This is a genomic window from Actinoplanes subglobosus (assembly GCF_042650585.1).
Classification (GTDB): domain Bacteria; phylum Actinomycetota; class Actinomycetes; order Mycobacteriales; family Micromonosporaceae; genus Actinoplanes; species Actinoplanes subglobosus.
Window position 1 is genome coordinate 511,957 of sequence record NZ_JBHSBL010000017.1, and the last position, 24,207, is coordinate 536,163.

Sequence of the window (24,207 nt, forward strand, 5' to 3'; positions counted from 1 at the left end):
GCTGGGGTCGGTTCTCGAGAACCGTCAGCCGAGGCTCGACAGCTGTCCGGAGAGCCAGGTCGACTGGTTCTTGAGGTTGCCCAGCGAGGTCTCCAGGGCCGAGTACTGCCGCTGGAGGGCGCTGCGCCGGGTCGCCAGCCGGATGTCCCAGTTGTCGATCTGGTCGTTGAGCGTTTTGATCTCGTTCTTACGGCCGGTGATGACGCCGGTGACCGTGCCCATCTGGCTGTCGGTGAGGGACCGCAGCTTGGTGCCGAAGGCCATGCCGGCCTCCTGGATGCCGGTCGGGTCCTTGGCGTACGCCTCCGCGAAGGCGCCCGAGTCGAAGGAGAACTGGCTGCCGTCCTTGCTGAGCGAGATGCCGAGCTGCTTGAGCGAGCCGAACTCCACCGTCGTGGTGTCCTTGTTGCCGTCGTTGTCCGCGTCGGTGTTGAGGGTCTTGGTGTACGACAGCCCGTTACTGATCATGCTCAGAACGGCCTGGTTCATCTGCCGGATGGTGAAGTCACCGGTCAGCGGGGAGCCCTTCCTGGTCTCCGTGTCGTACTTGGTCTGCGTCGAGATCTCGGTGAGCGCTTCGTTGGCCGCGGTGACCAGCGCCTGGATCTTGTCGGAGATCGCGGTGGCGTCGGCGGTGGCGTTGACGGTGACGCCGGTCTCCTCCTTGGCGACCGTCAGCGTCACGCCCGGCATCAGCGAGCTGAACGTGTTCGACGCGCTGCTGATCGAGTATTCCGAGGTGGTGCCCGGGTTGACGGTCAGCTTCGCGTCCTTGGCCGAGGTCGTCTTCGGGTCGGTGCCACCCGTGCCGTACCCCTCCAGCCCGGTGATCTGGAAGCCGTTGGCGGCGCCGCTCTTCATCCCGGTGAACTGCACGACGCCCTCGGTGCCCGAGGTGGTGACCGTGTAGGCGCGGATACCGAGGCTGGCCCCGTTCGCGTCGGTGGCCGAGTTGACCGCCGAGGTGAGACTGGCCGCGGTCCGCGGCTCCGGGATGGTGACCTCGACCGGGTCGCCGACCGCGGTGAACTCGTCGACGCCGTCGTTGTCCGCGTCCGGGCTCCACGTGCCCGGCTGGATCGTGATCGTGCCGGGCATGGCCTGCTCCGCGGTGGTGTCGCCGATCTGCAGGATCGAGGACTGCGCGCGGGCCACCGAGGTGACGTCGAAGCTGAGACTGCCGGCCATGCCGGACAGGCCGCCGGTGGCGGTCGCGGTCACGTTCGTCGAGCTGGACGTGGCCTTGAGGGAACGCCACGAGGACAGCGAGCCCATCGCCTCCGCGGCCGTCTTGACCGCCTTGAGTTTGGCGTTGACCGACAGGTAAGAGCTGACCGCGGTCTCCGCGGTCTCGACCTTGGTCTTGAGCTTGGTCTGTCCCGCCGCCTCGACCTGCATCATCTGGTTGATCATCGAGGTGGTGCTGAGACCACTGACGAGGCCGTCAACGGAGCTGGTCACGGGATCCTGCCTTTCGTGCCGAGGGCGAGAGCGGAGTGGGGGTAGCCGGCTGGGCTCGCCGGGCTACCCCCACTGTTTCGGCCGTTCGCGGACCGGATTCAGTTGTCGTCGGTGGTTATTCGGTTGTCAGCCGGTGCGTCAGCGGAGCAGCGACAGCACGTTCTGCGAGGCCTGGTTGGCCTGCGACAGCATCGAGGTGCCGGCCTGGGTGAGGATCTGGTTGCGGGTGAACGACACCATCTCCTGCGCCATGTCGGTGTCACGGATACGCGACTCCGACGCGGACAGGTTCTCGACCGCGACGTTGAGGTTGTTGATGGTGTGCTCGAAGCGGTTCTGGTGGGCACCCAGCTTGGCCCGGTTGTCCGACACCGTCTGGATGGCGACGTCGAGCGCCTCCATCGCGGCGGCGGCGCCGGTCTTCCCGCCGTTCTCCGCGGCCGTCAGAGTGAGGTCGAGGTTGGACAGACCGAGGGTCTGGGAGTTGACGGCGCCGATGCCGACGCTCAGGGTCTCGCCCGAGTTGGCGCCGATCTGGAAGGCGCCCGGGGTCGCGGTGGTGCTCGCCGTCGACGCGGCGGACAGCGACAGGTCGCCGGCGGTGAGCGTGAAGGCGCTCGTGCCGGAGGCCGAGAAGGTCGTGTTGCCGGTCGCCTTGTCGACAGTCGCCGTGACCTCCAGCGTGGTGTCGCCGTAGCCGGCGTCCTTCAGTGCCGTGGCGATGGCGTCGTTGACCTTCGACGCGATGGCCTGCGGGCTGAGCGCGGCACCGTTGGAGTCGGTCAGGCCGGTGACGTCGGCCACGTTGATCGTGGTCGTCTGACCGGGAAGGCCGGTGATGGTCATACCGGTCGAGCTGGTCGGCATGTTCGGCGTGGCCGGCGGGCCGGCGTTGCCGTTGATGACGGATCCGGCGGCGGAGTTCGTCATGCCGAAGCTGCCGTCGAGGAGCTTCGACTTGCCGAACGAGGTGGTGTCGCTGACCCGGTCGATCTCGGAGGCGAGCTGCGAGAACTCGGCCGCGGCGGCCTTCTTGGCGCTGTCGTCCAGGGAGGCGTTGTTCGCCTGGACCGCCAGGTCACGCATGCGCTGCAGCATGCTGGTGGTCTCGTTCAGCGCACCCTCAGCGGTCTGCACGACGCTGATGGCGTCCTGCGCGTTGCGGACGGCGACCTTGAGGCCACCGGTCTGCGCCCGCAGACCCTCGGAGATCGACAGACCGGCCGCGTCGTCCGAGGCCCGGTTGATGCGGAAACCGCTGGAGAGCTTCTCGAGCGACTTCGACATCTGGTTGTCGGTGACCGAAAGGTTCCGGTAGGCGTTCTGTGCGGCGATGTTCTGATTGATGCGAAGACCCATTAGGTGATTCCTCCTTGAGTGGGGTCTTGAGCCGGCCCGTCCATGAGCCGTGGTGTTACGCCACTTCCCATCGGCGGGACGCCGAGAGGCCATGAGGATTCTCTGAGATTTTTTCGGGCTTTTCGGGCGAACCGGAGAAGTACCGATCGGGAGAAAGCGCTCAGCGGCACGGCGGATGTGCCGACCTGTCCGAATGAGCGGGTCCGCCGAGGGGGTAGGCCCGACCAGCCATACGACGGAGGACCGGGTGAGCCTGACCGACCTGGCCAGTGTCCTCTGGCGCTCACGCGAGCTGCTGGAGATGCTGCTGTTCAAGCTTGAGGAGGAGCAGTTGCTCCTCGCGTCCAACCGGTCCCGATGGCTCAGCCACGCCACCCGCGAGGTGGAGGTGGTGCTGGATCAGATCCGGCAGACCGAGGTGATCCGTGCGGCGTACTCGCAGGAGGTCGCCGTGGAGCTCGGCCTGTCGCCGGACGCCTCGCTCGGCGAGCTCGCGGACGCGGCGCCGGACCCCTGGTCGGAGCTGTTGCATCAGCACCGCAAGGCGTTCCTGATGGTGACGTCGGAGATCCGGGCCCTGGCCGACGTCAACCGTGAGCTGCTGACCGCGGGCCAGCGCGCGGCTCGCGAAACCATGCTCGCGTTCGCCGAGACTGTGGAAACGTACGGACCGCAGGGCCAGACCGTCAGCGGCGCCGTGCGGCGCCCCACTCTGGTTGATGAGGCGATCTGATGGGCAGTACTTTCAGCGGACTCAACACGGCGCTCACGTCTCTCTACGCGCAGCGCCGGGGCCTGGACGTCACGGGCCAGAACATCGCGAACGCCAGCACCGAGGGGTACACCCGCCAGCGCGTGGTCATGCACGCGCAGAACGCGAACCTCGTGCCGGGCATCTACTCCACCACGACAGCGGTGGGCAACGGTGTCACCGTCAGCTCTGTGGAGCGACTCCGCAACGGTGCTCTCGACCAGCGCAGTTACACCGAGCACGCGAACTCGTCGTACCACAACGAGCGGGCCGGGGCGTACACGCTGATCGAGGACGTGTTCGGCGAACCGAGCGACACCGCTCTCCAGGCCCGTCTCCAGGACATGTGGGACGGGTGGAATGCGATCGCCTCGAACCCGGACAAGCAGGCGCCCAAGTCGGCGATGCTGGAGCAGGCGGTCACCGTCGCGACGTCACTCAACGACGCCGCCGTGCAGCTCGACAACCAGTACAAGTCGACCCGGGCGGGCCTCGACACGTACGTCGGTGAGGTCAACAAGGCCGCCGAGTCGATCGCCAAGCTGAACCACGAGATCGTGCTCGCCACGCAGGCCGGTCTCCAGGCCAATGAGCTGATGGACCAGCGGGGCCAGCAGATGCTGAAGCTGTCCGAGCTGGTCGGCGCGACCGCGACCGACCTGCCGAACGGGGCGATGAGTGTCTACGTCGGCAGCGCCCAGCTGGTCAGCGAGTTCAACACCCGGGAGATCTGGGTCGAGCCGGGCAGCGCGCAGAAGCTCCAGGACCTGCCCGACATCGAGGTCAACCTGAAGTGGAAGGACACCGGCGCCTCGGTCGCGGCGGGCGGCACCATGGGCGCGCAGATGGAGCTGCTGGACAAGGACGGCACGCTGCGGGAGATCTCGACGCAGCTGGACCTGGTCGCGTCCACTCTGGCCTCCGACGTCAACGGCAAACACCGCGCGGGGTACGGAGTGGACGGAAGCACCGGCCTCGACATGTTCGTGCCGTACGAACCGGCCGACCCGGACATCACCGCCCGCAACATCCGGGTCAACACCGACCTTCTCGACAATGTGGACCGTGTGGCGGTGTCCTCCGGTGACCCGCTGGGAGTGGGCACCGCGACCCGGGTGCTGAACGGCACGGTGGCCGACGAGATGTCCGAGCTGGCCTCCTCCCGGATCGGGGCGGATGCCACGTACCAGTCGCTGATCGGTGACCTCGGGGTCTCCTCGCAGTCCTCGATCCGCCGGCGCGACATCCAGAACGCGGTGACCGACCAGGTCGACGCCGCCCGGGACGCCGAGTCGGGGGTCAACCTCGACGAGGAGATGACCAACCTGCTCACGTACCAGCGTGGGTACGAGGCGGCGTCACGCGTACTGACAACGATCGACTCGATGCTCGATCAGCTGATCAACCGCACCGGCCTGGTCGGCCGGTAGCGGGTAGTAAGCAGGGGGAGCAGCGCAGATGAGCAGCAGCCCGCGAGTAACCGAGAGCTCCGTCCGGACCCGGACGATGGCGAGCCTCCAGCGGAACCTGAGCCGGACCCAGACCGCGCAGGATCAGATCTCCAGCGGCAAGCAGTTGCACCGCCCGTCGGATTCACCGACCGGCACGGTCACCGCACTTCAACTGCGCGGGGAGGTACGGGCGAACAAGAAGTACTCGGCCAACGCGGACGACGCGATGGGCCGTCTCGGCACTGTGCAGGACACCCTGAAGAGCGTGTACGACCAGGTGCAGAGGGTTCGCACGCTGACCCTGGAGGGGGTGAGCGCCGGTGGCGGCAGCACACCGCAGGCGAACAAGGCCCGTGCCGACGAGATCGATCAGATCAAAGGTCTGGTCGTCCAGTTCGCGAACACGAAGTATCTGAACCGCCCGGTGTTCGGCGGGTTCACCCCGGACGCGAAGGCGTACCAGGATTCGGGCTCCTATGTGGGCGAGATCGCCGGCGAGACGACCCGGGCGATCGGCCCGAACGCGAAGGTCCGCGTCGACGTGCGAGGCCCGGAGGTGTTCGGCCCCGAGGTCGTGATGCAGGCCGACGGCGTCACTCCGGCGCTCGACGCGAACGGTGACGAGGTCCCGAACGACGCCCAGCTCTTCAAGGTCCTCGACGCCATTTCCACCGCTATGCGGACGGGTGATGCCGATGGCATCAAGACAGGTCTGGAGAATCTAGATAAAGCAACGGAAACCCTGAATTCGACCCTTTCGGACGTAGGCGCCCGATACAATCGGGTTACGCAGATGAAGCAGTCCGCAGAGGATCGCTTGATGTCCGTGTCGTCGCAGCTGTCCGATATCGAGGATGTCGACCTGCCCAAGGCGATCATGGAATTGCAACTCCAGCAGACCTCGTATCAGGCCGCCCTGGCCGCCACGGCCAAGGTGATCCAGCCCTCGCTCATCGATTTCCTGAGGTGACCATGACTACTCGCACCGCATTCCGTCCGATTGAGGCCACCATGACCGACCCGTCGCTGGGGCTGCCGACCATCACGATGGCAGTGCCAATGCCGGGATTCCCGTCTCACCGGGAATTCGTTCTGGTGCGTCTCAACGAGGACGGCCTGCTCTACGCGTTCACGTCCATCGAGAACCCGGAGCTCCGCTTCCTGGTGGCCCCGCCGGAGCCGTTCTTCCCGGACTACGCGCCGGAGATCGAGAACGCGGTTTTCGCGGCGCTGAACACGAAGGACCCGGACCGGCTCCTTCTGCTCACGGTCATCACCGCCGGCGAGCGCGAGACCACCGCGAACCTCCTCGCGCCGATCGTGGTGGACCGCGACAGCATGCGTGCCATGCAGGTCGTGCTCTCCGGCTCGGGTTTCCCGGTCCGGGCGATCATGAACCGGAGCTTCTGACCCTCCACAGGCAGGCGCGGTCGCGAGGAACGCGACCGCGCCTTTGCTGTCCGATAGATGGGTGGAGGGGGCGCGGATGCTGGTATTGACGCGGCGAGCCGGCGAGAGCGTGATGATCGGCGACGACGTCGTCATCACGGTGCTCGAGGCCCGTGGCGACGTCATCCGGCTGGGCATTCAGGCACCCCGGGACGTACAGGTGCATCGCGAGGAGGTCTACCGCGAACTGCAGGAGGCCAACCGGGCCGCGGCCTCGCCCAGCGAGGACGCCGTCCACGCGATCACCAGGATGCTGGAGAAGCCGGACCCCACGGCCGAGTGAGAGAGCCACCGAAACGCCCGTCGCCTGCGCGGCGGGCGTTTTCCGTGCCCCGCGTTACACGCTCCTGTCCTGCACCGGCCACTGACCCCGGAGACAACGTCCAGGCCGCACTCTCATCATCGGGCGGGAGAAACCCGCCCCCTTCAGCCGGGGAGAGAGTGTGGCCGCAGAGCGCGAATCAGTCATCGGTGGCGGTGCGGTGGGCACCGCCTGCGCGCTGGACCTGTCGGTGGACGCGCACGTGCACACCGGGTTCGCGGCCGGCCGCGACGCCGTCGGTGTGGTGGTGTCGGCCGCCGACCAGATCGGCCTGGCCGCTCTCACCTTCGCCGACCAGGCGGGACCGGAGACCACCTGGCTCCCGGCGTACGCCGACGCGGTCCGCCGGGCCCGGCACCGTACCGAGATGACGCTGCGGGTGGCGGCCGAGGTGGAGGTGGTCCGCCCGGACGGCTGGCTGGCGCTGCCCCCGGACCTGGCCCCGCTGGACGCCCTCTCGGTGGCGGTCTCCGGCCTGCCGGTCGAGGGTGAGCTGCTCACCCCGCGTGAGGTCCGCACCCGCCTGGACGCCGGCCTGCTGACCGCCGGCCAGGTGGCGGAGCTGCTGGTCGCGGCGACCGTCAAGGGCCTCGAGCGGGCCTCCCGGTACGTGCCGGCCCAGCTCGCCCGTCCGCTGGCGTTGCTCGGCCAGGCCGGGCTCGACGACTCCTCGGTGACTCCGGCGCTGATCGCCGACCTGGCCTCCGCCTGCCGGACCACCGGAGCGGTGGTGGAGGTGAGCGAGGCGTGGCGCAGCCCGTCCTCCCGGGTGGTGGAGATGCTCCTGGACGCGGCGGTCACGGTGGTGCCGGCGAGCGACGCCCGGTACGCCGCCGAGGTGGGCCGCTGGCACTACCTGCGCCGCGTGTGAGAGGTGCAGTGAAACAGCGAAATTGAACACGAGTTGCACTCGTCTCCGTACTCTCTGTGATGCCAGCACTTCAGCATAGGAGAGTTGCGATGAGCATGGTTCAGCAGGCTATCGAGGTCAGTGCGCCCGTCCACACGGTGTACGAGCAGCTCGCGGCGTTCGAGAACTACCCGCGGTTCATGACCGGTGTGCGGCAGGTGACGTCGATCGGCGCCGACCAGACCCACTGGATCATGGACGTCGACGGCAAGCGCCGTGAGTTCGACGCCCAGATCATCGAGCGGTCGCCGGACGAGCGGGTCTCCTGGTCGACCATGGAGGGCCCGCTGCTCGCGGAGACGATCACGCTGCGCCCGATGGGCGAGACGAAGACGCAGATCGTCGCCCAGCTGGAGGCCGACATCGCCTTCCTCATGCCCAGCGACCGGCACGGTCAGGAGTCGCTGAACCGCCGCCTCAAGGCCGACCTGACCACCTTCAAGGGCCTGGTGGAGAGCGGCGTGCTCGGTGGCCGGCCGATCCCGCACGGTGCCAGCTCCAAGACGATGGGTAGCCGGTCGCAGACCCTGCTTCCCGGCATGGACGCACCGTCCCCGGCCGCGGTGGCCGCCCGCATCCGCAACCGGAACACCCCTGCGCCGGGTCCGGGCGCCGGCTGGGACACCGGGGTCGCCGGTACGGCCCGGATGGGTGGCCGTACCGCCGCCGCCGACATGTGGGGCAACGGCATGATCAACGAAGAGGAACGCGGATAGCGATCTTTCACACCGGGGCCCGGGACGCTGTGCGTCCCGGGCCCCGGCTCATGTGCTGGCCGGCGCCGCCTCCAGGGTGACCAGCAGCCGGGCGCCACGCGGCTCGGCGGGTTCGTAGCGGACCGTCCCGCCGTTGGCCTCGACCAGGTGCCGGACGATGAACAGCCCGAGCCCGGCGCCGCGGATGAACCGGCCGAACAGGTTGGGCAGCACGTCCTCGGGGATGCCGCCACCGCTGTCCTGCACGGCCAGCCGGACCGTCCCGCCGGCGCCGCGGTCGGCCTGGATGTGGATCGGCGGCGCCCCGTGTGTGAGCGCGTTCTTCAGCAGGTTCTCCACCACGACCGTCAGATGCCCGCGGTCGGCCAGCGCGGCCAGCTCCTCGTCGATGACGATTTCCACGTCGCCGGTGCCGGTCGACGTGCCGCAGGCCGCCTCGACCACCTCCAGCAGCGGCACCGGCACCCGGCGGGCGGTGACCGTGCCGGTGTCCAGGCGGAACAGCAGCTGGAGGTCGTTCATCATCTTGATGAGCCGCCGGGTGTTCTTGTCGATCTTGGTGGCCAGTTCGAGCCGGATGTCCTCGGGCAGATCGGCCCAGTCCGCGCAGAGCAGCTCGGCGAGGCTGGCGATGGAGCTGATCGGCTGGGCCACGTCGTGGGTCAGCATCGAGGTCAGGTCGTTCTTGAAGGCCAGGGCCGCGGCCAGGTCGGCGTTGCCGCGCTCCAGTTCGGCGGCGTGCTCGGTGAGCGCCTCCTCGGCCTGCTTGCGCTCGGCGATGTCGATGTAGGTGGCCACGTAACCGCGGGTCGTACCGGCCGCGTCCGGGATGGCCGCCATGGTGGCGAGCACCGGCACGTCGGTGCCGTCGGCCCGGGGCAGAAGCCAGTCGCCGCCGGTGCCCGGCGGGGGCAGCGGCGGCGATTCGGCAGGCGGTTCGTCGTGTCCGGTGAGCTCCCGCCAGCGGCGGTTCACATCGATGACCCGATAGTTGGCATCGAGGACCATGACGGCCTCGTTCATCGACTGGAGCAGGGTCTGCGCGAAGTCCTGCCGCTCCTCCAGCTCGGCGACCAGATGCCGTTGTCTCCGGTCGGCGGTGTCGAGCGTGCGGACCAGATAGGCGAGCAGCGCGAGCAGTGCGAGGGCGGCGAGGATCACGCCGGTGCTCACCGCGGCCACCGGGCGGCTCACGCTGTTCTGCGCGGCGAATGCACTGACCAGGGCGGCGACGATGGGGGCGGCGATCAGGGCGGGGGCCAGCCGGCGTACGGCCGCGCGCGGCCCGGTCTCCTCGAGCGTGTGCAGCGGCCCCGTCTCGGGCCGGGCCAGGATGGTGCCGGTGGCGAGGCAGAGCAACGCGCCGGCCAGGTTGGAGGGCATGACGCTCTCCGGCCCCTCGCCGGCTGGGAAGGACGCCTCGAAGAGCCGTGGCACCAGGGCGACGAGCGCGATGATCGCGGCGCCCAGCAGGAGCGGGTCGGCGACCCGGAAGGCGATCCGGCCACTGCGGCCGGGCACGCGCAGGTCGAGGCAGGCCAGGGCCAGCCCGGACAGGGCGGTGGCGACCGCCGCCGCGGGGTGGCTGCCCAGCGTGACGGCGCCCGCGCCGGTGGCGGTCAGCGCGAGGAGCGCCGCCGCACCGGCACGGAGGCGGCCGACCTGATCGCCAGGGGCCGGAACCACCTGGAGCAGCAGGGCGATCCCGGCCGGGATCAGGGCAGGCGCCGGCCCGGGGTCGAACGTGTGCAGGGCGCCGAAGACGGCGACCGATCCTCCGGCGCACCCGGCGGTCAGCCGGGACAGCCTGCCCACGTCGTGCGCCGCGATATGCACAAATACCCCCAAGACGTGAGGGAAAGAGCATAACGCGGGGCTACCCGGGTGAGCGGTGGGTTACTTGCCCGCCCAGTCGAAGCCGTCCTCGAGGCGGATCTTGCTGGCCACCTTGGCGATGTCGGCCCGGTGGCGGTTGGCGTGGTGCCCACAGAACGCGAGGTCACCGCCGCTGGTCAGGACGACCTCCAGCTTGGCGGCCGCCCCACAACGATCGCAGCGCTCGGTCAGTTCGCCGACGGTGTCGATCTCGGGCGACAGCAGTGCGGTCATATCGCTCTCCTAGTAGCTCGGGTGGCGGTGCTGAGTGGTGGTGCTGGGGTCCTGACAGCGAGATGTTCGGCCCCCCGCACGGTCGGCTTAGAGGTTCCCGGTGTGACTCCGCCGATCCGCGGCGGCTGATTTCGTGCAACCCGGTCACAACCCGGCCGAACCCCGGGCCGCTACCTCTCCTCTCCAATGTTTCCCCCAGCTGCTTTCGGCATGCCCCCGGGCCGGATTCAAAGACGACCTGAGAACACAACCGAGAGGACTCACCACATATGTTCGGTAACGACGCCCGCCGTCTGGCCATCCGACTGACCGTCGCCGCGAGCGCCGCCACCGCCACCCTCTGGGGCCTGACCGGGACGGCCGTCGCCGCTCCCGCGGCGCCCGCAGTGGGGACCATCTCCGGGACCGGCGTGGAGGGCGCCATCCCGGGCAGCTACATCGTGGTACTCGAGCCCGGCACGCCGGCCGCCGATCGCGCCGCCTCGACCTCGCAGGAACTGGTCGCCCGATACGGCGGCAAGGTCGCCGGCAACTACCTGTCCTCGGTGCGTGGCTTCCACCTGGAGGCCACCGCCGACGAGGCCGCCCGTCTGGCCGCGGACCCGTCCGTCTCGTTCGTCGAGCAGGACGCCGTGATCGACGGCAAGGCCCTGGCCGCACCGGCCGCCCCGCTCACCCAGTCGCGGAAGGTCGCCTGGGGCCTGGACCGGCTCGACCAGCGGTCGCTGCCGCTGTCGAAGACCTACACCTACAAGTCCGCCTCCGCGGTCACCGCCTACGTGATCGACACCGGCGTCCGTACCAGCCACAAGGAGTTCGGCGGCCGGGCCACCAGCGGCTGGGACTTCGTCGACGGCGACGCCACCGCGAACGACTGCAACGGACACGGGACCCACGTCGCGGGCACGATCGGCGGCGCCACCTACGGCGTGGCCAAGGACGTCAAGATCGTCGGCCTCCGGGTGCTCGGCTGCGACGGCTCGGGCTCGTTCTCCGACTTCATCGCCGCGATCGACTGGGTGACCGCGAACGCCAAGATGCCCGCGGTGGCCAACATGAGCCTGGGCGGTCCGCGCAGCAAGGCGCTCGACGCCGCGGTCCAGCGTTCCGTCGCCAAGGGCGTGACCTACGCGATCGCCGCCGGCAACGAGGACAAGAACGGCTGCAAGAGCTCGCCGGCCGCCGCCCCGGACGCGATCACCGTCGGCGCCGTCGACTCCGCCGACCGCCGCGCCGACTTCTCGAACTGGGGCACCTGCCTGGACATCTTCGCCCCCGGTGTGGACATCGTGTCGGCCGCCAAGGGCTCGGACACCGGCACCAAGAAGATGAGCGGCACCTCGATGGCGGCGCCGCACGTCGCCGGCGCGGCCGCCCTGGTTCTCGCCGCGCACCCGGACTGGACGCCCCGTCAGGTGCGTGACGACCTGGTTGCCAACGCCGGCGTCGACCTGGTGAAGGACCCGGGCAAGGGCTCCCCGAACCGTCTCCTCTACACCGGTCACCTGCTCTGACCCCGTACTGACCCGTCAGCCGGCTCTCGGCGCTGTCCCTGGAGGTCCTGGGCGGCGCCGAGAGCTGGCTTGTTTGAGCGTGAGCCGTACATCGGGCCCCGGGGCCGGTTAGCGTGAGAGCGACCCCAGCCCGAGGAGGACCGAGATGTCCGAGGCGCCGGTCGCCGAGAGGCCGACAATCCTGGTCGTCGACGACGAAGAGGATCTGCGCGACATCATGCGCCGCATGCTGGAGCGCCGCGGGTCATACGCGACACAGGCCACCGGTGAACCGGACGAGGCCATCTCGATCGCCCGGGACCACCCGGGGAAGATCGACGTCCTGATCACCGACCTGACCCTGCCCGGTGCCTCCGGCGGTGAGCTGGCCAGGACCGTCCGCAACCTGCGTCCCGGCATCGGGGTCGTCTTCGTCTCCGGACTGCCCAAGGACCACGCGGTCGCCAAGGGCGAGATCACCGAGGACGACATCCTGGTGAAGAAGCCCTTCACCGCCGATGCCCTGCTGGCCGCGGTCAAGGAAGCCCTCGACCGCAAGGACGAGAGCTAACCCGGCCAGGGCACCGTCAGCTCGCCGAGCCGCCACCGGGCCGGGCCGTCGAGCACCGGCCATCCCTCGTCACGCATCCGGCGCGCGGTGGCCGTCCAGCGTTGCCGCGGCCCGAACGGCGTCGCCTCGGTCTCCCAGGCACGGGCCAGCACCCGCAGCAACTCGTGCACCGGATGACCGGGCACGTTGTGATGGATCAGCGCCTTCGGCAGCCGCTCGGCGAAGACCGAGGGATGCGTGAACGTCGCCAGCCGGGCCGACAGGGTCAGCGTCGACGGCACACCGTGCTCGACGACCGTCCACGTGGCGATCCGGCCCAGCTCGTCGCAGGTGCCCTCGACGAGCAGCCCGCCCGTCCCGGTCATCGACCGCCAGGCGGCCGTCACCTCGTCCTCGGCGTACTGCCGCAGCACGTTGAACGCGCGCACCACCACCGGCGCGAGCCCGGCCAGCTCGAACCCGCCGCGCCGGAACTCCAGCCACGGCGGGTCCGCGAACGGCTGCGCGTCGCTCACCCGTACCGGATCGATCTCCAGACCGACCACCGTGACGTCCGTGCGGACCGCTGCCGCGAGCCGGCCCCGCAGTTCCACCGCGGTCACCGGCGTCGCGCCATAGCCCAGGTCGATCACGAGCGGCTGCGCCGCCTCTTTCAAGAGCCCTTCGCAGCGGTACGAGATGAAGTTGTCCACGCGCCGGAGCCGGTTGGGGTTGGTGGTCCCCCGGGTGACGGCACCGACCGGTTTCATCCCTACAGCTCCCGGTGCACCTTGTGCTGGGCGGCCTGGGCGATCGGCCGCACCACCAGCCGGTCGATGTTGACGTGCTGCGCGCGGGTCGCGGCCCATGCGATGCAGTCGGCGATGTCGTCGGCGACCAGCGGCTCCCGCACCCCGGCGTAGACGGAGTCGGCCTTCGCCCGGTCGCCACCGAACCGGTTGACCGCGAACTCGTCGGTGCGCACCATGCCGGGGTCGATCTCGACGACCCGCACCGGCTTACCGGACAGCTCCAGTCGCAGAGTCCCGACCAGGGCGGTCTCGGCGTGCTTGGCGGCCACGTAGCCACCGCCGCCCTCGTAGGGGGTGAAGGCCGCGGTGGATCCGACCGTCACGATCGTGCCGCGGCCGCTCGCCTCCAGCGCCGGGAGCAGCGCCTGCGTGACCCGCAGTGTGCCCAGGACGTTCACGTCGTACATCCACTGCCAGTCCTCGACCGCGCCGGTGGCGACCGGATCCACGCCGCGGGCGCCGCCGGCGTTGTTGACCAGCAGCGTGAGCGGGCCGCCGAGCCCGGCCACCGCCGCCGCCAGGCCGGCGACCGAGTCGTCCGAGGTGACATCGCACCCGACCGCCGTGGCGCCCGCCCCGATCTCCTTGACCAGCGCCTCCAGCCGGTCGGCCCGCCGGGCCGCGGCGACGACGTGGAATCCCTCCGTGGCCAGCCGGCGGGCCGTGGCCGCGCCGATCCCGCTAGACGCACCGGTGACCACCGCGATGTTCTGCATGCCCCGATTCTGATCCATGACGAGGAACGTCCCACGCGATCAATGACCTGGATCACCCCGGGTCGGCTGAGTGGTGGTTCCGGGGACGCCGATGGGGAAGATGAACGTTGGCGCAACAAGCATGTTGCAGAACCGATACGGAGGGGAGTCAGCGTGGCTGATCTACGGGCCGGTGGCCGATGGCCCACTCCCCGCCGGATCGCGACCCTCTCCGTGCACACGTCGCCCCTGGAGCAACCGGGCACGGGTGACGCCGGGGGGATGAACGTCTACATCGTCGAGATCGCGAAACGGCTGGCCGAGCGCGGCGTCGAGGTGGAGATCTTCACCCGGGCCACGGCCGGTGACCTGCCGCCGGTCGTCGAGATGGCCCCGGGCGTCCATGTGCGCCACGTCACCGCGGGGCCCTACGAGGGGCTCGCCAAGGAGGAGCTGCCCGCCCAGTTGTGCGCCTTCACCAACGGCGTGCTCCGGGCCGAGGCCGCGCACCCCCCGGGCCACTACGACCTGATCCACTCGCACTACTGGCTCTCCGGTCAGGTCGGCTGGCTCGCCCGGGAGCGCTGGGGCGTGCCGCACGTGCACACCGCGCACACCCTGGCCAAGGTCAAGAACAGGTTCATCGCGTCCGGCGACCGTCCCGAGCCGAAAGCGCGGGTGATCGGCGAGGAGCAGGTGGTCGCCGCGTCGGACCGCCTGGTCGCCAACACCGACTTCGAGGCACAGGATCTCATCACCCACTACGGCGCGGCGCCGTCGCTGGTCAGCGTGGTGCAGCCGGGTGTCGACCTGCGGCGGTTCCGGCCCGGCGCGGCTGAGCGGGCCCGGTTCGGCCTGCCCGAGCACGGCCGGATCGTCGCGTTCGTCGGCCGGATCCAGCCGCTCAAGGCGCCTGACGTGCTGATCGCCGCGCTGGCCGAGATGCGCGCGGGCGCGACCCTGGTGATCTGCGGTGGCCCGAGCGGCAGCGGGCTGGACCGGCCCACCGCGCTGATCGAGCTGGCCGCGACGCTCGGTGTCTCCGGCTCGGTGGTGTTCCTGCCCCCGCAGACCGGCGACGACCTGGCCGCTCTCTACCGGGCCGCCGACCTGGTGGCCGTCCCGTCCTACAACGAGTCCTTCGGCCTGGTCGCCCTGGAGGCGCAGGCCTGCGGTACGCCGGTGGTCGCCGCGGCGGTCGGCGGTCTGGTCACCGCGGTGCGTGACGGGGTGAGCGGGGTTCTCGTCGACGGCCACGACCCGCGTGACTGGGGGAGGGTGCTGGACCGGCTGCTCGACGAGCCCGGCCACCGGCACCGGCTGGCGGCCGGCGCGGTCGCCCACGCGCAGCAGTTCTCCTGGGATCGGACCGCCGAGACGCTCCTGCGGGTCTACCGTGACGCGGTGAGCGAGCATCGGGCGCTGATCGCGGCGCGAGTCGAGGGGGCGTCCTGCGCATGGTGACCGAGCTGATCGAGCGGGTCCTGACCGAGCGCGAGCTGGACTGGGAGTCCACCGGTGGCAGCTCCTATGTGGTCACCCTGCCCGGCACCCACAAGCTGAAGACCGCGTGCAACCTGATCGTCGGCGAGCATTCGCTGCGGGTCGAGGCCTTCGTGATGCGCCGCCCGGACGAGCGCCACGAGGACCTGTGGGCCTGGCTGTTGCGCCGCAATGCCCGGATGTTCGGCGTCTCCTTCTCGATCGACGCGGCCGGTGACGTCTACCTGACCGGCCGGGTGTCGCTGAAGGGGCTGGACGAGGACGAGCTGGACCGGTTGCTCGGCTCGGTCCTGACCTATGCCGACGAGTCGTTCGACACGATGCTGGAGATCGGTTTCGGGTCCTCGATCCGCCGGGAGTGGGACTGGCGGGTGAGCCGCGGTGAGTCGACGGCCAACCTGCAGGCCTTCAAACACCTGGTCGAGCGGGCCGAGTAGCTCCTATTTGATCATCAGTGCGGTCTATCTGTACCGGATGGTCCATTGTGGCCGTGTGGCGACGGGAATCGCGATCCAATCCGCGTTCCGCTCCGAACGTGACGTTCATCGATGCATGGATCGCGATGTACCTGGGTACTGGCAGCCCGCTGGCGAAGTGCTGAGGATTGCCTGAGGTTGTCGGCACCTGCTTCGATGATCGTCTAGACTTGCGTGCCATTTGCCGAGGGTCGGTTACCGAACGGTAGTAGGCGCGATTTCTTCCCGTCTGAGAAACCCGGAAGAGTGATTGGCGGCTCGTCCGATCGGTTGGTTGTTGGTGAATGTGACGGTTGAGACAGATGTCGACACGAAATCGGGTTGTATGGCTTGACCGCCCCAACTAGCGTGGTCGATGGACGCCGAGCCGTTAGTTCGGGGAACGGGTCGATCAGCAATGATCGCCACGGTTCGGCGTTTGGGGACGGGTGGCATGAGCCGTTGGGGGACGGCGCGACCCGAGACCGGCGGTAAGTGCGGGCGGCGCCTATGGGGATGGGTGCCGCCCGCCGCCGCCGGCGCTTTTGTTTCCGGCTTGTTTCTGCCGTTCACTTATTGGACACACCCGGACCATTGTCTATCGATGCGTCCGGTCTAATGGCGTGTGCGGCTCGGGAATCCGTTTTCCGGCTTCCCGCAACTGCCGCTGGTGCCGAAGCCGTTGCGGGGCGAGGGTGCTCCCGAGATGTTGCCGGTGGATCCGGTGCGCTATCCGGCGGCGGCGGTCGTCTCCGGCGCCGGATCCTCGTCGGCCCGAAGCCGGAGGGCCCGCCGGATACGCCCCGGCCCGGCCAGCAGCTGACCCGCCGCGACCGCGGCGCACAGCACGAAACAGCCACCCCAGAGGATCGCGCCGCCGCCCTTCTGCAGGACCAGGCCACCGAGGATCGGGGCGAGCGCGCCGCCGACGGCCCAGGACAGCGAGTTCAGGCCCTGGTATCGGCCCCGCAGGCCGGGCGGGGAGAGCGCGGCCACGGTAGCCGCGTTGCTGGGGGACTGGAGCATCTCGCCGAGTGTCCAGATGATCACCGTCAGCGCGTACATCGCAGGGGTTTCGGCCAGGGCGACCAGCCCGAAGCCGGCGCCGATCAGCAATGCCGCCGCTGCCAGGACCTTCGCGCTGTCCCGTCCCTCGATCAGCTTCGGGACGAAGAGCTGCCCGGCGACGATCAGGACGCCGTTGACCGCGATGATCGTGCCGTAGGTGGCGGCCGAGTGGCCGTCGGCCAGCATCGCGATCGGCAGCGTCGACAGGTGTTGGAGGACCACGAGCACCGTGACGAAGTTGAGCAGTAGGAAGACGACGTAGACACGGTCCCGGAGCGCCGTGCCCATGCCGGGGCCCGGGCCGGTCCGGCTGTGGTGTGCCCGGGCCGGCCGGGTCTCGGCGAGGAAGATCGCCGTGATGGTCGCGGTGATCAGCGTGGTCGCCGCGTCGCCGACGAAGAGCAGCAGGTAGTCGAACTTCGTGGCGAAGCCCGCGAGGATCGCCGCGGCCGCGAAGCCCAGGTTGACCGCCCAGTAGTTCAGCGAGAACGCACGGACCCTGTCCTGCTCCGGAACGATGTCGACCATCATCGCCGAGAACGCCGGGCGCACCGCCTCGGAGAACAGGCCGAGCAGCATGGTGGTCACCGCGATCTGCGGATATGTCTGCACGAATCCCAGGGCGAGCATCAGTGCTGCCGCGCCGAACTGGGCGATCAGCATTGTCGGACGCCGTCCCCAGCGGTCGGCCAGCACGCCGCCGCCGAGGGTGCCGATCGCGCCGCCGATGCCGTAGAAGCCCAGGATCAGGCCGGCCTGGCTCTGCGAGAAGCCCTTCTGCGAGGTCAGGTAGATGCTCAGGAACAGCACGGCGAAGGAGCCGACCCGGTTGATCAGGGTGCCGGTCCAGAGGAACCAGAACTGCCGGGGCAGACCACCCGCGGCCTGCCGCAACCAACCTCGCACCGGGCGCCTCCTCGGTAAGCAGTAAATGAGCATTATTCGCTTACTTCGTGATCCGTTCCGCACCGGGTTCCGGTGTGGCGGCGGACACGTGACGGGTGGCCCGTACATGCGGGCGGAGCTCGGGGGAAGATGTGGTCATGACTGGAACCCTGGTGCTGCTGCGACACGGCAACAGCGAGTGGAACGCCAAGAACCTCTTCACCGGCTGGGTCGACGTGGACCTGGACGCCAAGGGTGAGGACGAGGCCCGGCGCGGCGGCGAACTTCTCAAGGAGCAGGGGGTGCTGCCCGACGTGGTGCACACCAGCCTTCTTCGGCGTGCGATCCGGACCAGTGAGATCGCGCTGCACATCACCGACCGGCACTGGATCCCGGTCAAGCGTCACTGGCGGCTCAACGAGCGCCACTACGGCGCCCTGCAGGGCAAGGACAAGAAGCAGACCCTGGAGGCGTACGGGGAGGAGCAGTTCATGCTCTGGCGCCGGTCGTACGACGTGCCGCCGCCCCCGATCGAGGAGGACTCCGAGTTCTCCCAGGTCGGCGACGCGCGTTACGCCGACCTGGCCCCGGAGACCCTGCCGAGGGCGGAGTGCCTGAAGGACGTGCTGGTGCGGGCCCTGCCGTACTGGTACGACGCGATCGTCCCGGACCTGCGGGCCGGCAAGACGGTCCTGGTCGCGGCGCACGGCAACTCGCTGCGCGCGATCGTCAAGCACCTCGACGGCATCTCGGACGAGGCGATCGCCGGGCTGAACATCCCGACCGGCATCCCGCTGCGCTACGACCTGGACGAGAACCTGCGCCCGATCACCCCGGGCGGCACCTACCTCGACCCGGTCGCCGCCAAGGAGGCGGCCGCCGCGGTCGCCAACCAGGGGCGCAAGTAATGGACAGGGCCGGGACACCCCCGTGGTGTCCCGGCCCTGGATCTCCCGGCTCGCGCGCCGGAGATCGGATCAGCTCTCGGCGTCCTCGTTCTGCGAGGCGACGGTCTCACCGGTGATCAGGTAGATCAGGTGCTCGCCGATGTTGACGGCGTGGTCGGCGTAACGCTCGTAGAAGCGGCCCAGCAGGGCGCCGTCGATCGCGGTCTCCGCCCCGTACGGCCAGTCGTCGGCCAGCATGATCTTGAACAGCTCGCGCTCGAGGTCGTCGATCGCGTCGTCGTCGGACTCCAGCTGTGCGGCGGTCTCCGCGTTCGGCTTGCCGAGCAGGTTCGTGATCTTCTCGGCCATGTGGTCGGCGACCTCGGCCATGCCCTTGAAGGTGGGCCGGAGCTCGGCCGGGACGGCCGGGGACGGGTGCCGGCGGGCCGCGGTCTTCGCCACGTGCTCGGCCAGGTCGCCCATCCGTTCCAGGTCGGCGGCGATGTGCAGGGCGGTGATCACGCGCCGCAGGTCGGACGCGACCGGCGCCTGCCGGGCGATGGTGTCGGCGACCTTCAGCTCGACCTGCTCGTAGATGGCGTCGACCTCGGAGTCGCGCTCGATCACGGACTGTGCGGCTTTCAGGTCGGCGGTCAGCAGGGCCGACGTCGCCTTGCGGAGTGCGGCGCGGACCGACTCCGCCATGGTCACGAGCAGGCGGCTCACCTCGACCAGATCGGCCTGGTACTCCTCGCGCATTTCTCAGATCCCTCTTTCGACGGCGACGGCCGATGGCGACGGCCGGGGTGCGCTGACCAGGCTATGGGCGTGGGACGGCCTCAACATGAACGCCGGTGAACGAGGGCGGGCGCAGTGGTGAACATTATTCGACGCGCGCCCGATTTGCCGTAATGGCCCTGTGGTCCAGGTAAACAATGACCCTACGATCGCAGCGTGGAGTGGGAATACGCCGTCGGCATGGTTGCTGCCGCGCTCGCCGTCGGTACGGGAGCGGGACTCGCCCTTGCCCGAATCCGCCGGCCGGGCGGAGAGGCTCGGACCGGGGGACCGGAGGGGAGCGCCGCCATCGAACCGGACGACGATCGCCCGGGAGGCAAACACGGCCTCAAGGGGCTCGGACGCAAGAGCCTCGATTCGTTACGGGTGGGTGTCGTCGTCCTGGACGCCGACGATCATCCGGTTCTGGTCAACCCGGCGGCCCGGGCGATGGGACTGCTGCGGTCCGGTGGGGCCCCGGGCACCATCGCCGCGCACCCGATCCTGCGGACGCTGGCCGGTCAGGTCCGGCGGACCGGCGTGCGCCGGGAGGTCGAGCTCGACCTGCCCCGCGGCCGGGCCGGTGGCGGGCACGCCCCGCTCGGCCTGCACCTGCGGGCCGTCGCGCTGAACGCGACACATGTCGCGGTCGAGGCCGCCGACGTGACCGAGTCGCACCGGCTGGCCCGGGTCCGCCGTGACTTCGTCGCCAACGTCAGCCACGAGCTCAAGACCCCGATCGGGGCGCTCCAGCTGCTGGCCGAGGCGCTGCTCGACGCCACCCAGCTCCCCGACGTGACGCCCGAGCCGCCGTCCGAGGACCTGCTGGCCGCCCGCCGGTTCGCCGAGCGGATCCACCACGAGTCGGCCCGGATGGGCCGCCTGGTGAACGAGCTGCTCGAACTGACCCGGCTGCAGGGCGCCGAGCCGCTGCCCAACCCGGAGCCGGTCTCACTGGACTGGGTGATCGCCGAGGTGATCGACCGGACCAGGACGACCGCGTCGGCGAAGAGCATCGAGGTCACCTACGAGGGGCCCAAGGGCACCATGGCCTACGGCAACGACAGCCAGTTCGCCACGGCGGTCACCAACCTGGTGGAGAACGCGATCGCGTACTCGGGTGAGAACACCAGTGTCTCGCTCACCATGCGTAACAGTGACGACTGGATCGAGATCGATGTCACCGATCAGGGCATCGGCATCGCCCCGCAGGACGTCGAGCGGGTCTTCGAGCGCTTCTACCGCGCCGACCAGGCCCGATCCCGGTCGACCGGCGGCACCGGCCTGGGCCTGGCCATCGTCAAGCACATCGCCACCAACCACGGGGGCCGCGTCGACGTGACCAGTTCACTCGGCGACGGCTCTACGTTCACCTTGCGCCTACCGGCGCGACCCCCTGAGTCCCCCTCATCGTCACCGACGGCGATTGAGATCGAGTCCGGTGTGGCCGGGCGCTGAGCCCGCCGCCGACGACGGAAGGAACTTCATTGGCCCGCGTGCTCGTGGTCGAGGACGAGGAGTCGTTCTCCGACGCCCTGTCGTACATGCTGCGCAAAGAGGGATTCGAGGTGTCGGTCGCCGCGACCGGGACCTCGGCCCTGACGCAGTTCGACCGGACCGGCGCCGACATCGTGCTCCTCGACCTCATGCTGCCGGAGATGTCCGGTACCGAGGTCTGCCGCCAGCTGCGGCAGCGTTCGGCAGTCCCGATCATCATGGTCACCGCCCGGGACAGCGAGATCGACAAGGTCGTCGGCCTGGAGATCGGGGCGGACGACTACGTCACGAAGCCGTACTCGCCTCGTGAGCTGGTCGCCCGGATCCGTGCCGTGCTCCGCCGCCAGGGCACCGAGGCGGCCGAGGTCACCACGCCGACCCTGGCCGCCGGCCCGGTCCGGATGGATGTCGAGCGCCATGTGGTGACCGTCGACGGCGGTGGGGTGCAGCTGCCGCTGAAGGAGTTCGAGCTGCTCGAGCTTCTGCTGCGCAACGCCGGCCGGGTGCTCACCCGCGGCCAGCTGATCGACCGGGTCTGGGGTGCCGACTACGTCGGGGACACCAAGACCCTGGACGTGCATGTCAAGCGGCTGCGCTCCAAGGTGGAGCCGGAGCCGTCGGCGCCGCGCTACATCGTCACCGTCCGGGGCCTGGGCTACAAGTTCGAGCCCTGATTCACCCTTGTCGCGTATCAAGTAGCGTGCGACTATGGTGTGGTCGGGTGGCCCGCCCGTGATCGGGTCACCCGGCGCTTGGTTTCGGCTCGCGCGGTTTCGGCTGCGGTGGTCGCCGGGTGGACGGCGATCAGGCCGGATGCGATGCGGGCCGTACAGAGCTCGGCGAGGTGGCTGTACGCCGCCTCGCCGATCAGTTCGGTCAGCTCGGGGGCGTAGGTGACGTACATCGGCTCGGTGCCCACGTGGGCCTCCGGCGACGAGGTGCACCACCAGGCCAGATCGTGGCCGCCCGGCCCCCAGCCGCGGCGGTCGAACTCGCTCAAAGTGGATTGCAGCAGTTTCGTGCCGTCCGGCCGGGTGATCCAGTCCTGCTCCCGGCGGACCGGCAGCTGCCAGCAGACGTCCGGCTTGTACTTGAGCGGGTGCACCCCGTCGCGCAGGGCCTGGCCGTGCAGCGCGCAGCCACCGCCGCCGGGGAAATCGGCGTCGTTCAGGAAGACGCACGGGCCGTCGGCGGACTGCGTGGCCGTACGCCGCGCGGGTTTGCTGCCGTCGACGGTGTCCACCTCGGTGTAATTCTTGAACCCGCGCCGGTAGTGCTGCCACGTCTGTGGGGTGAGCTTCGCGGCGGCGGCCTTCACCCGGTTCTCGTCGTCGGCGTCGGTGAAGAACGCCCCGTGCGAGCAGCAGCCGTCCTCGGCGCGGCCGGGCAGGATCCCCCGGCAGGCCGAGCCGAAGACGCAGGTCCAGCGGGAGAGCAGCCAGGTCAGGTCGGCCCGGACCAGGTGTTGCTCGTCGGCGGGATCGAGGAACTCGATCCACTCGCGAGGGAAGTCGAGCGGTACTTCCCGGGGTGGCGTCGCGCGGCTCATCCGGGTCAGCGTACGCGCACTGGTGGGTCATGACCGTTTAGAGCTGATATATCCGAGCCTGTTGCGCGCGGCTACCCTTGAGGGCGTGACTTCCCGCGTACCCGTGCTTCTCTCCAGCTCCTCGGTCTTCCCGGAGCCGACGGCGGCTGCGTTCGAGATGGCGGCCACGGTCGGCTACGACGGCCTCGAGGTCATGGTGTGGACCGACGCCGTCAGTCAGGACGCCGGTGCCCTCAAGGGACTGGCCGACCACTACGGCGTCCCGGTCCTCTCGGTGCACGCCCCCTGTCTGCTGGTGACCCAGCGGGTGTGGAGCTCCGACCCGTGGGAGCGGCTGGCCCGGGCCGCCCAGCTCGCCGAGAGCCTCGGCGCGCCGACCGTGGTGGTGCACCCGCCGTTCCGCTGGCAGGGCGACTACGCGCGCAACTTCGCCGAGGGCCTGGCCAAGGTCCGCGGCCGCCATCCGGACCTGACCTTCGCGGTGGAGAACATGTTCCCCGTCAAGATGGCCGGCCGCTGGGTGGTGCCCTACAACCCCGGCTGGGACCCGACCGAGACCGGTTTCGACGCGTACACGCTGGACCTCTCGCACTGTGCGGCCTCGCGTGTCGACGCGCTGGAGATGGCCGACAAGATGGGCGCCGGCCTGCGGCACGTCCATCTCGGTGACGGCACCGGCGAGGGCCGCGACGAGCACCTGGTGCCCGGCCGCGGCAACCAGCCCTGCGCGGAGCTGCTGCGGTCGCTGGCCGGCCGCGGGTTCATCGGATCGGTGGCGCTGGAGATCAACACGCGCAAGGCGGCGAGCCGCCCGGCCCGCGAGGCCGACCTCCGCGAGGCCCTCGAGTTCGCCCGCCGCCACCTTGAGCCGAGCCCGGCCGTCACGCAGGGCTGAGACTCAGGCGGGGGTGAGGTTCTCCGCGGCGCGCTTGCGGGCCCGGTGGGCGGCGACGTGCGAGCGGGTGGCGCAGCGCTCCGAGCAGAAGCGGCGGCAGTTGTTGGACGACGTGTCGAGGTAGACGTTGCCGCACCGCTCGTCGGCGCAGATGCCGAAGCGGGCGCTGCCGTACTCGCAGAGCCAGACGGAGAGGCCCCAGACGGCTCCCGCCAGGTACTCCGCGCTGACCGACGAGCCACGGCTGGTCACGTGCATGTGCCAGTCGCTCGCGTCGTGCCCGGAGATGCGTGGCTGCACCGGATAGGCCTCGAGCAGCCCGTTGAGCTCGCGGACCGCCTCACCGTCCTGCCCGGTGGTGCCGAACTCGAAGACCTCCCGCAGCCGCCGCTGCGCACGGCGGAACGGCGCCAGGTCCTTCTCGGTGACCTGGTCGCGCATGTATGCCTGCTCGGCGGAGAACAGGGCCCGCAACCCGGCGAGATCGTCCAGACCCGCGTTGACGAGGTCTATCGCGGTCCGGGCGTACGCATCGAAGTTCACCCGACAACGGTAGCCGCACCTGACCCGATGGGGCACGTATGTGTTGCCCGGCGTCCGTGCCAGGTCCGGA

General features: G+C 69.6%; 25 protein-coding genes. 15 read left to right on the forward strand and 10 right to left on the reverse strand.

Annotation, left to right across the window (positions count from 1 at the left end; all coding sequences use genetic code 11):
• Positions 1-24: 24 nt before the first annotated feature.
• Positions 25-1,461: a flagellar filament capping protein FliD gene (fliD, locus tag ACFO0C_RS20300; RefSeq protein WP_378068208.1), complete on the reverse strand. Its 1,437-nt coding sequence runs from the start codon at positions 1,459-1,461 to the stop codon at positions 25-27.
• Between the two features lie 138 nt (positions 1,462-1,599).
• On the reverse strand, positions 1,600-2,820 hold the full coding sequence (locus ACFO0C_RS20305; protein ID WP_378068209.1) for a flagellin N-terminal helical domain-containing protein: 1,221 nt from the start codon (positions 2,818-2,820) through the stop codon (positions 1,600-1,602).
• Between the two features lie 247 nt (positions 2,821-3,067).
• Here ACFO0C_RS20305 and ACFO0C_RS20310 point away from each other — a divergent pair, with 247 nt between their 5' ends.
• The 7 genes from ACFO0C_RS20310 to ACFO0C_RS20340 all read left to right on the forward strand — a co-directional run bounded on the left by ACFO0C_RS20310 (position 3,068) and on the right by ACFO0C_RS20340 (position 8,419).
• Positions 3,068-3,553 carry a flagellar protein FlgN gene (locus ACFO0C_RS20310; RefSeq protein WP_378068210.1) on the forward strand — a complete coding sequence of 162 codons (486 nt, stop codon included), beginning with the start codon at positions 3,068-3,070 and terminating at the stop codon, positions 3,551-3,553.
• A complete protein-coding gene (gene flgK, locus ACFO0C_RS20315; RefSeq protein ID WP_378068211.1) occupies positions 3,553-5,001 on the forward strand; it encodes a flagellar hook-associated protein FlgK in 1,449 nt (482 codons plus the stop codon). The genes ACFO0C_RS20310 and flgK overlap by 1 nt, the downstream gene beginning before the upstream one ends.
• Before the next feature lie 76 nt (positions 5,002-5,077).
• Complete coding sequence (locus ACFO0C_RS20320; protein WP_378068212.1) at positions 5,078-5,992, forward strand: flagellin N-terminal helical domain-containing protein; 915 nt, start codon at positions 5,078-5,080, stop codon at positions 5,990-5,992.
• A gap of 77 nt (positions 5,993-6,069) precedes the next feature.
• Positions 6,070-6,432, forward strand: a complete 363-nt coding sequence (fliW, locus tag ACFO0C_RS20325; protein WP_378068522.1) for a flagellar assembly protein FliW — start codon at positions 6,070-6,072, stop codon at positions 6,430-6,432.
• Between the two features lie 76 nt (positions 6,433-6,508).
• Entirely contained in the window at positions 6,509-6,754 is a 246-nt protein-coding gene (csrA, locus tag ACFO0C_RS20330; RefSeq protein WP_378068213.1) for a carbon storage regulator CsrA, read from the forward strand.
• Between the two features lie 160 nt (positions 6,755-6,914).
• Positions 6,915-7,664 (forward strand): hydrolase, encoded by a 750-nt coding sequence (locus ACFO0C_RS20335; RefSeq protein ID WP_378068214.1) that lies wholly within the window; start codon positions 6,915-6,917, stop codon positions 7,662-7,664.
• Positions 7,665-7,753: 89 nt separating this feature from the next.
• Entirely contained in the window at positions 7,754-8,419 is a 666-nt protein-coding gene (locus ACFO0C_RS20340) for an SRPBCC family protein (protein ID WP_378068215.1), read from the forward strand.
• A 48-nt stretch (positions 8,420-8,467) separates the two neighbouring features.
• On the opposite strand, the gene ACFO0C_RS20345 is transcribed toward ACFO0C_RS20340, so the two are convergent.
• Both ACFO0C_RS20345 and ACFO0C_RS20350 read right to left on the reverse strand, forming a co-directional pair.
• Positions 8,468-10,267, reverse strand: a complete 1,800-nt coding sequence (locus ACFO0C_RS20345) for a sensor histidine kinase (RefSeq protein ID WP_378068216.1) — start codon at positions 10,265-10,267, stop codon at positions 8,468-8,470.
• A gap of 48 nt (positions 10,268-10,315) precedes the next feature.
• The gene (locus ACFO0C_RS20350; protein ID WP_093619596.1) at positions 10,316-10,528 is read right to left on the reverse strand and encodes a DUF7455 domain-containing protein; all 213 of its coding nucleotides are present in this window, start codon (positions 10,526-10,528) and stop codon (positions 10,316-10,318) included.
• 269 nt (positions 10,529-10,797) lie between these two features.
• On the opposite strand from ACFO0C_RS20350, the gene ACFO0C_RS20355 reads away from it, so the two are divergent.
• Both ACFO0C_RS20355 and ACFO0C_RS20360 read left to right on the forward strand, forming a co-directional pair.
• A complete protein-coding gene (locus ACFO0C_RS20355) occupies positions 10,798-12,042 on the forward strand; it encodes a S8 family peptidase (RefSeq protein ID WP_378068217.1) in 1,245 nt (414 codons plus the stop codon).
• A 145-nt stretch (positions 12,043-12,187) separates the two neighbouring features.
• Positions 12,188-12,592 carry a response regulator gene (locus ACFO0C_RS20360; protein ID WP_378068218.1) on the forward strand — a complete coding sequence of 135 codons (405 nt, stop codon included), beginning with the start codon at positions 12,188-12,190 and terminating at the stop codon, positions 12,590-12,592.
• Here the strand turns inward: ACFO0C_RS20360 and ACFO0C_RS20365 are convergent.
• On the reverse strand, positions 12,589-13,341 hold the full coding sequence (locus ACFO0C_RS20365) for a class I SAM-dependent methyltransferase (RefSeq protein ID WP_378068219.1): 753 nt from the start codon (positions 13,339-13,341) through the stop codon (positions 12,589-12,591). The two genes, ACFO0C_RS20360 and ACFO0C_RS20365, sit on opposite strands and share 4 nt — an antisense overlap.
• 2 nt (positions 13,342-13,343) lie before the next feature.
• Positions 13,344-14,099, reverse strand: coding sequence for an SDR family NAD(P)-dependent oxidoreductase (locus ACFO0C_RS20370; protein WP_378068523.1), 756 nt, complete (start codon positions 14,097-14,099; stop codon positions 13,344-13,346).
• A 153-nt stretch (positions 14,100-14,252) separates the two neighbouring features.
• Here ACFO0C_RS20370 and mshA point away from each other — a divergent pair, with 153 nt between their 5' ends.
• On the forward strand, positions 14,253-15,542 hold the full coding sequence (mshA, locus tag ACFO0C_RS20375) for a D-inositol-3-phosphate glycosyltransferase (RefSeq protein ID WP_378068220.1): 1,290 nt from the start codon (positions 14,253-14,255) through the stop codon (positions 15,540-15,542).
• On the forward strand, positions 15,536-16,018 hold the full coding sequence (locus tag ACFO0C_RS20380) for a type III secretion system chaperone family protein (protein ID WP_378068221.1): 483 nt from the start codon (positions 15,536-15,538) through the stop codon (positions 16,016-16,018). The genes mshA and ACFO0C_RS20380 overlap by 7 nt, the downstream gene beginning before the upstream one ends.
• Positions 16,019-16,765: 747 nt before the next feature.
• On the opposite strand, the gene ACFO0C_RS20385 is transcribed toward ACFO0C_RS20380, so the two are convergent.
• Positions 16,766-18,010, reverse strand: a complete 1,245-nt coding sequence (locus ACFO0C_RS20385; RefSeq protein WP_378068222.1) for an MDR family MFS transporter — start codon at positions 18,008-18,010, stop codon at positions 16,766-16,768.
• 137 nt (positions 18,011-18,147) lie between these two features.
• Between ACFO0C_RS20385 and ACFO0C_RS20390 the strand changes: the two genes are divergently transcribed.
• A complete protein-coding gene (locus ACFO0C_RS20390) occupies positions 18,148-18,897 on the forward strand; it encodes a phosphoglyceromutase (protein ID WP_378068223.1) in 750 nt (249 codons plus the stop codon).
• A gap of 69 nt (positions 18,898-18,966) precedes the next feature.
• On the opposite strand, the gene phoU is transcribed toward ACFO0C_RS20390, so the two are convergent.
• Entirely contained in the window at positions 18,967-19,635 is a 669-nt protein-coding gene (phoU, locus tag ACFO0C_RS20395) for a phosphate signaling complex protein PhoU (protein WP_378068224.1), read from the reverse strand.
• A 195-nt stretch (positions 19,636-19,830) separates the two neighbouring features.
• On the opposite strand from phoU, the gene ACFO0C_RS20400 reads away from it, so the two are divergent.
• Positions 19,831-21,111 (forward strand): sensor histidine kinase, encoded by a 1,281-nt coding sequence (locus ACFO0C_RS20400; RefSeq protein WP_378068225.1) that lies wholly within the window; start codon positions 19,831-19,833, stop codon positions 21,109-21,111.
• A gap of 29 nt (positions 21,112-21,140) precedes the next feature.
• Positions 21,141-21,824 carry a response regulator transcription factor gene (locus tag ACFO0C_RS20405; RefSeq protein ID WP_106315884.1) on the forward strand — a complete coding sequence of 228 codons (684 nt, stop codon included), beginning with the start codon at positions 21,141-21,143 and terminating at the stop codon, positions 21,822-21,824.
• 32 nt (positions 21,825-21,856) lie between these two features.
• On the opposite strand, the gene ACFO0C_RS20410 is transcribed toward ACFO0C_RS20405, so the two are convergent.
• On the reverse strand, positions 21,857-22,699 hold the full coding sequence (locus ACFO0C_RS20410; RefSeq protein WP_378068226.1) for a hypothetical protein: 843 nt from the start codon (positions 22,697-22,699) through the stop codon (positions 21,857-21,859).
• Between the two features lie 85 nt (positions 22,700-22,784).
• Between ACFO0C_RS20410 and ACFO0C_RS20415 the strand changes: the two genes are divergently transcribed.
• Positions 22,785-23,594, forward strand: a complete 810-nt coding sequence (locus ACFO0C_RS20415) for a sugar phosphate isomerase/epimerase family protein (RefSeq protein WP_378068227.1) — start codon at positions 22,785-22,787, stop codon at positions 23,592-23,594.
• 3 nt (positions 23,595-23,597) lie between these two features.
• Here the strand turns inward: ACFO0C_RS20415 and ACFO0C_RS20420 are convergent, their stop codons facing one another.
• A complete protein-coding gene (locus ACFO0C_RS20420; RefSeq protein WP_378068228.1) occupies positions 23,598-24,137 on the reverse strand; it encodes a CGNR zinc finger domain-containing protein in 540 nt (179 codons plus the stop codon).
• Positions 24,138-24,207: the final 70 nt, after the last annotated feature.

What these genes read in the sequence shown, in the direction of transcription:
- ACFO0C_RS20305 (WP_378068209.1), bottom strand. Translation starts at nt 2,820, where the DNA reads ATGGGTCTTCGCATCAATCAGAACATCGCCGCACAGAACGCCTACCGG.
- flgK (WP_378068211.1), top strand. Translation starts at nt 3,553, where the DNA reads ATGGGCAGTACTTTCAGCGGACTCAACACGGCGCTCACGTCTCTCTAC.
- ACFO0C_RS20320 (WP_378068212.1), top strand. Translation starts at nt 5,078, where the DNA reads ATGGCGAGCCTCCAGCGGAACCTGAGCCGGACCCAGACCGCGCAGGAT.
- fliW (WP_378068522.1), top strand. Translation starts at nt 6,070, where the DNA reads ATGGCAGTGCCAATGCCGGGATTCCCGTCTCACCGGGAATTCGTTCTG.
- csrA (WP_378068213.1), top strand. Translation starts at nt 6,509, where the DNA reads ATGCTGGTATTGACGCGGCGAGCCGGCGAGAGCGTGATGATCGGCGAC.
- ACFO0C_RS20340 (WP_378068215.1), top strand. Translation starts at nt 7,754, where the DNA reads ATGAGCATGGTTCAGCAGGCTATCGAGGTCAGTGCGCCCGTCCACACG.
- ACFO0C_RS20350 (WP_093619596.1), bottom strand. Translation starts at nt 10,528, where the DNA reads ATGACCGCACTGCTGTCGCCCGAGATCGACACCGTCGGCGAACTGACC.
- ACFO0C_RS20355 (WP_378068217.1), top strand. Translation starts at nt 10,798, where the DNA reads ATGTTCGGTAACGACGCCCGCCGTCTGGCCATCCGACTGACCGTCGCC.
- ACFO0C_RS20360 (WP_378068218.1), top strand. Translation starts at nt 12,188, where the DNA reads ATGTCCGAGGCGCCGGTCGCCGAGAGGCCGACAATCCTGGTCGTCGAC.
- ACFO0C_RS20365 (WP_378068219.1), bottom strand. Translation starts at nt 13,341, where the DNA reads ATGAAACCGGTCGGTGCCGTCACCCGGGGGACCACCAACCCCAACCGG.
- ACFO0C_RS20370 (WP_378068523.1), bottom strand. Translation starts at nt 14,099, where the DNA reads ATGCAGAACATCGCGGTGGTCACCGGTGCGTCTAGCGGGATCGGCGCG.
- ACFO0C_RS20380 (WP_378068221.1), top strand. Translation starts at nt 15,536, where the DNA reads ATGGTGACCGAGCTGATCGAGCGGGTCCTGACCGAGCGCGAGCTGGAC.
- ACFO0C_RS20390 (WP_378068223.1), top strand. Translation starts at nt 18,148, where the DNA reads ATGACTGGAACCCTGGTGCTGCTGCGACACGGCAACAGCGAGTGGAAC.
- phoU (WP_378068224.1), bottom strand. Translation starts at nt 19,635, where the DNA reads ATGCGCGAGGAGTACCAGGCCGATCTGGTCGAGGTGAGCCGCCTGCTC.
- ACFO0C_RS20410 (WP_378068226.1), bottom strand. Translation starts at nt 22,699, where the DNA reads ATGAGCCGCGCGACGCCACCCCGGGAAGTACCGCTCGACTTCCCTCGC.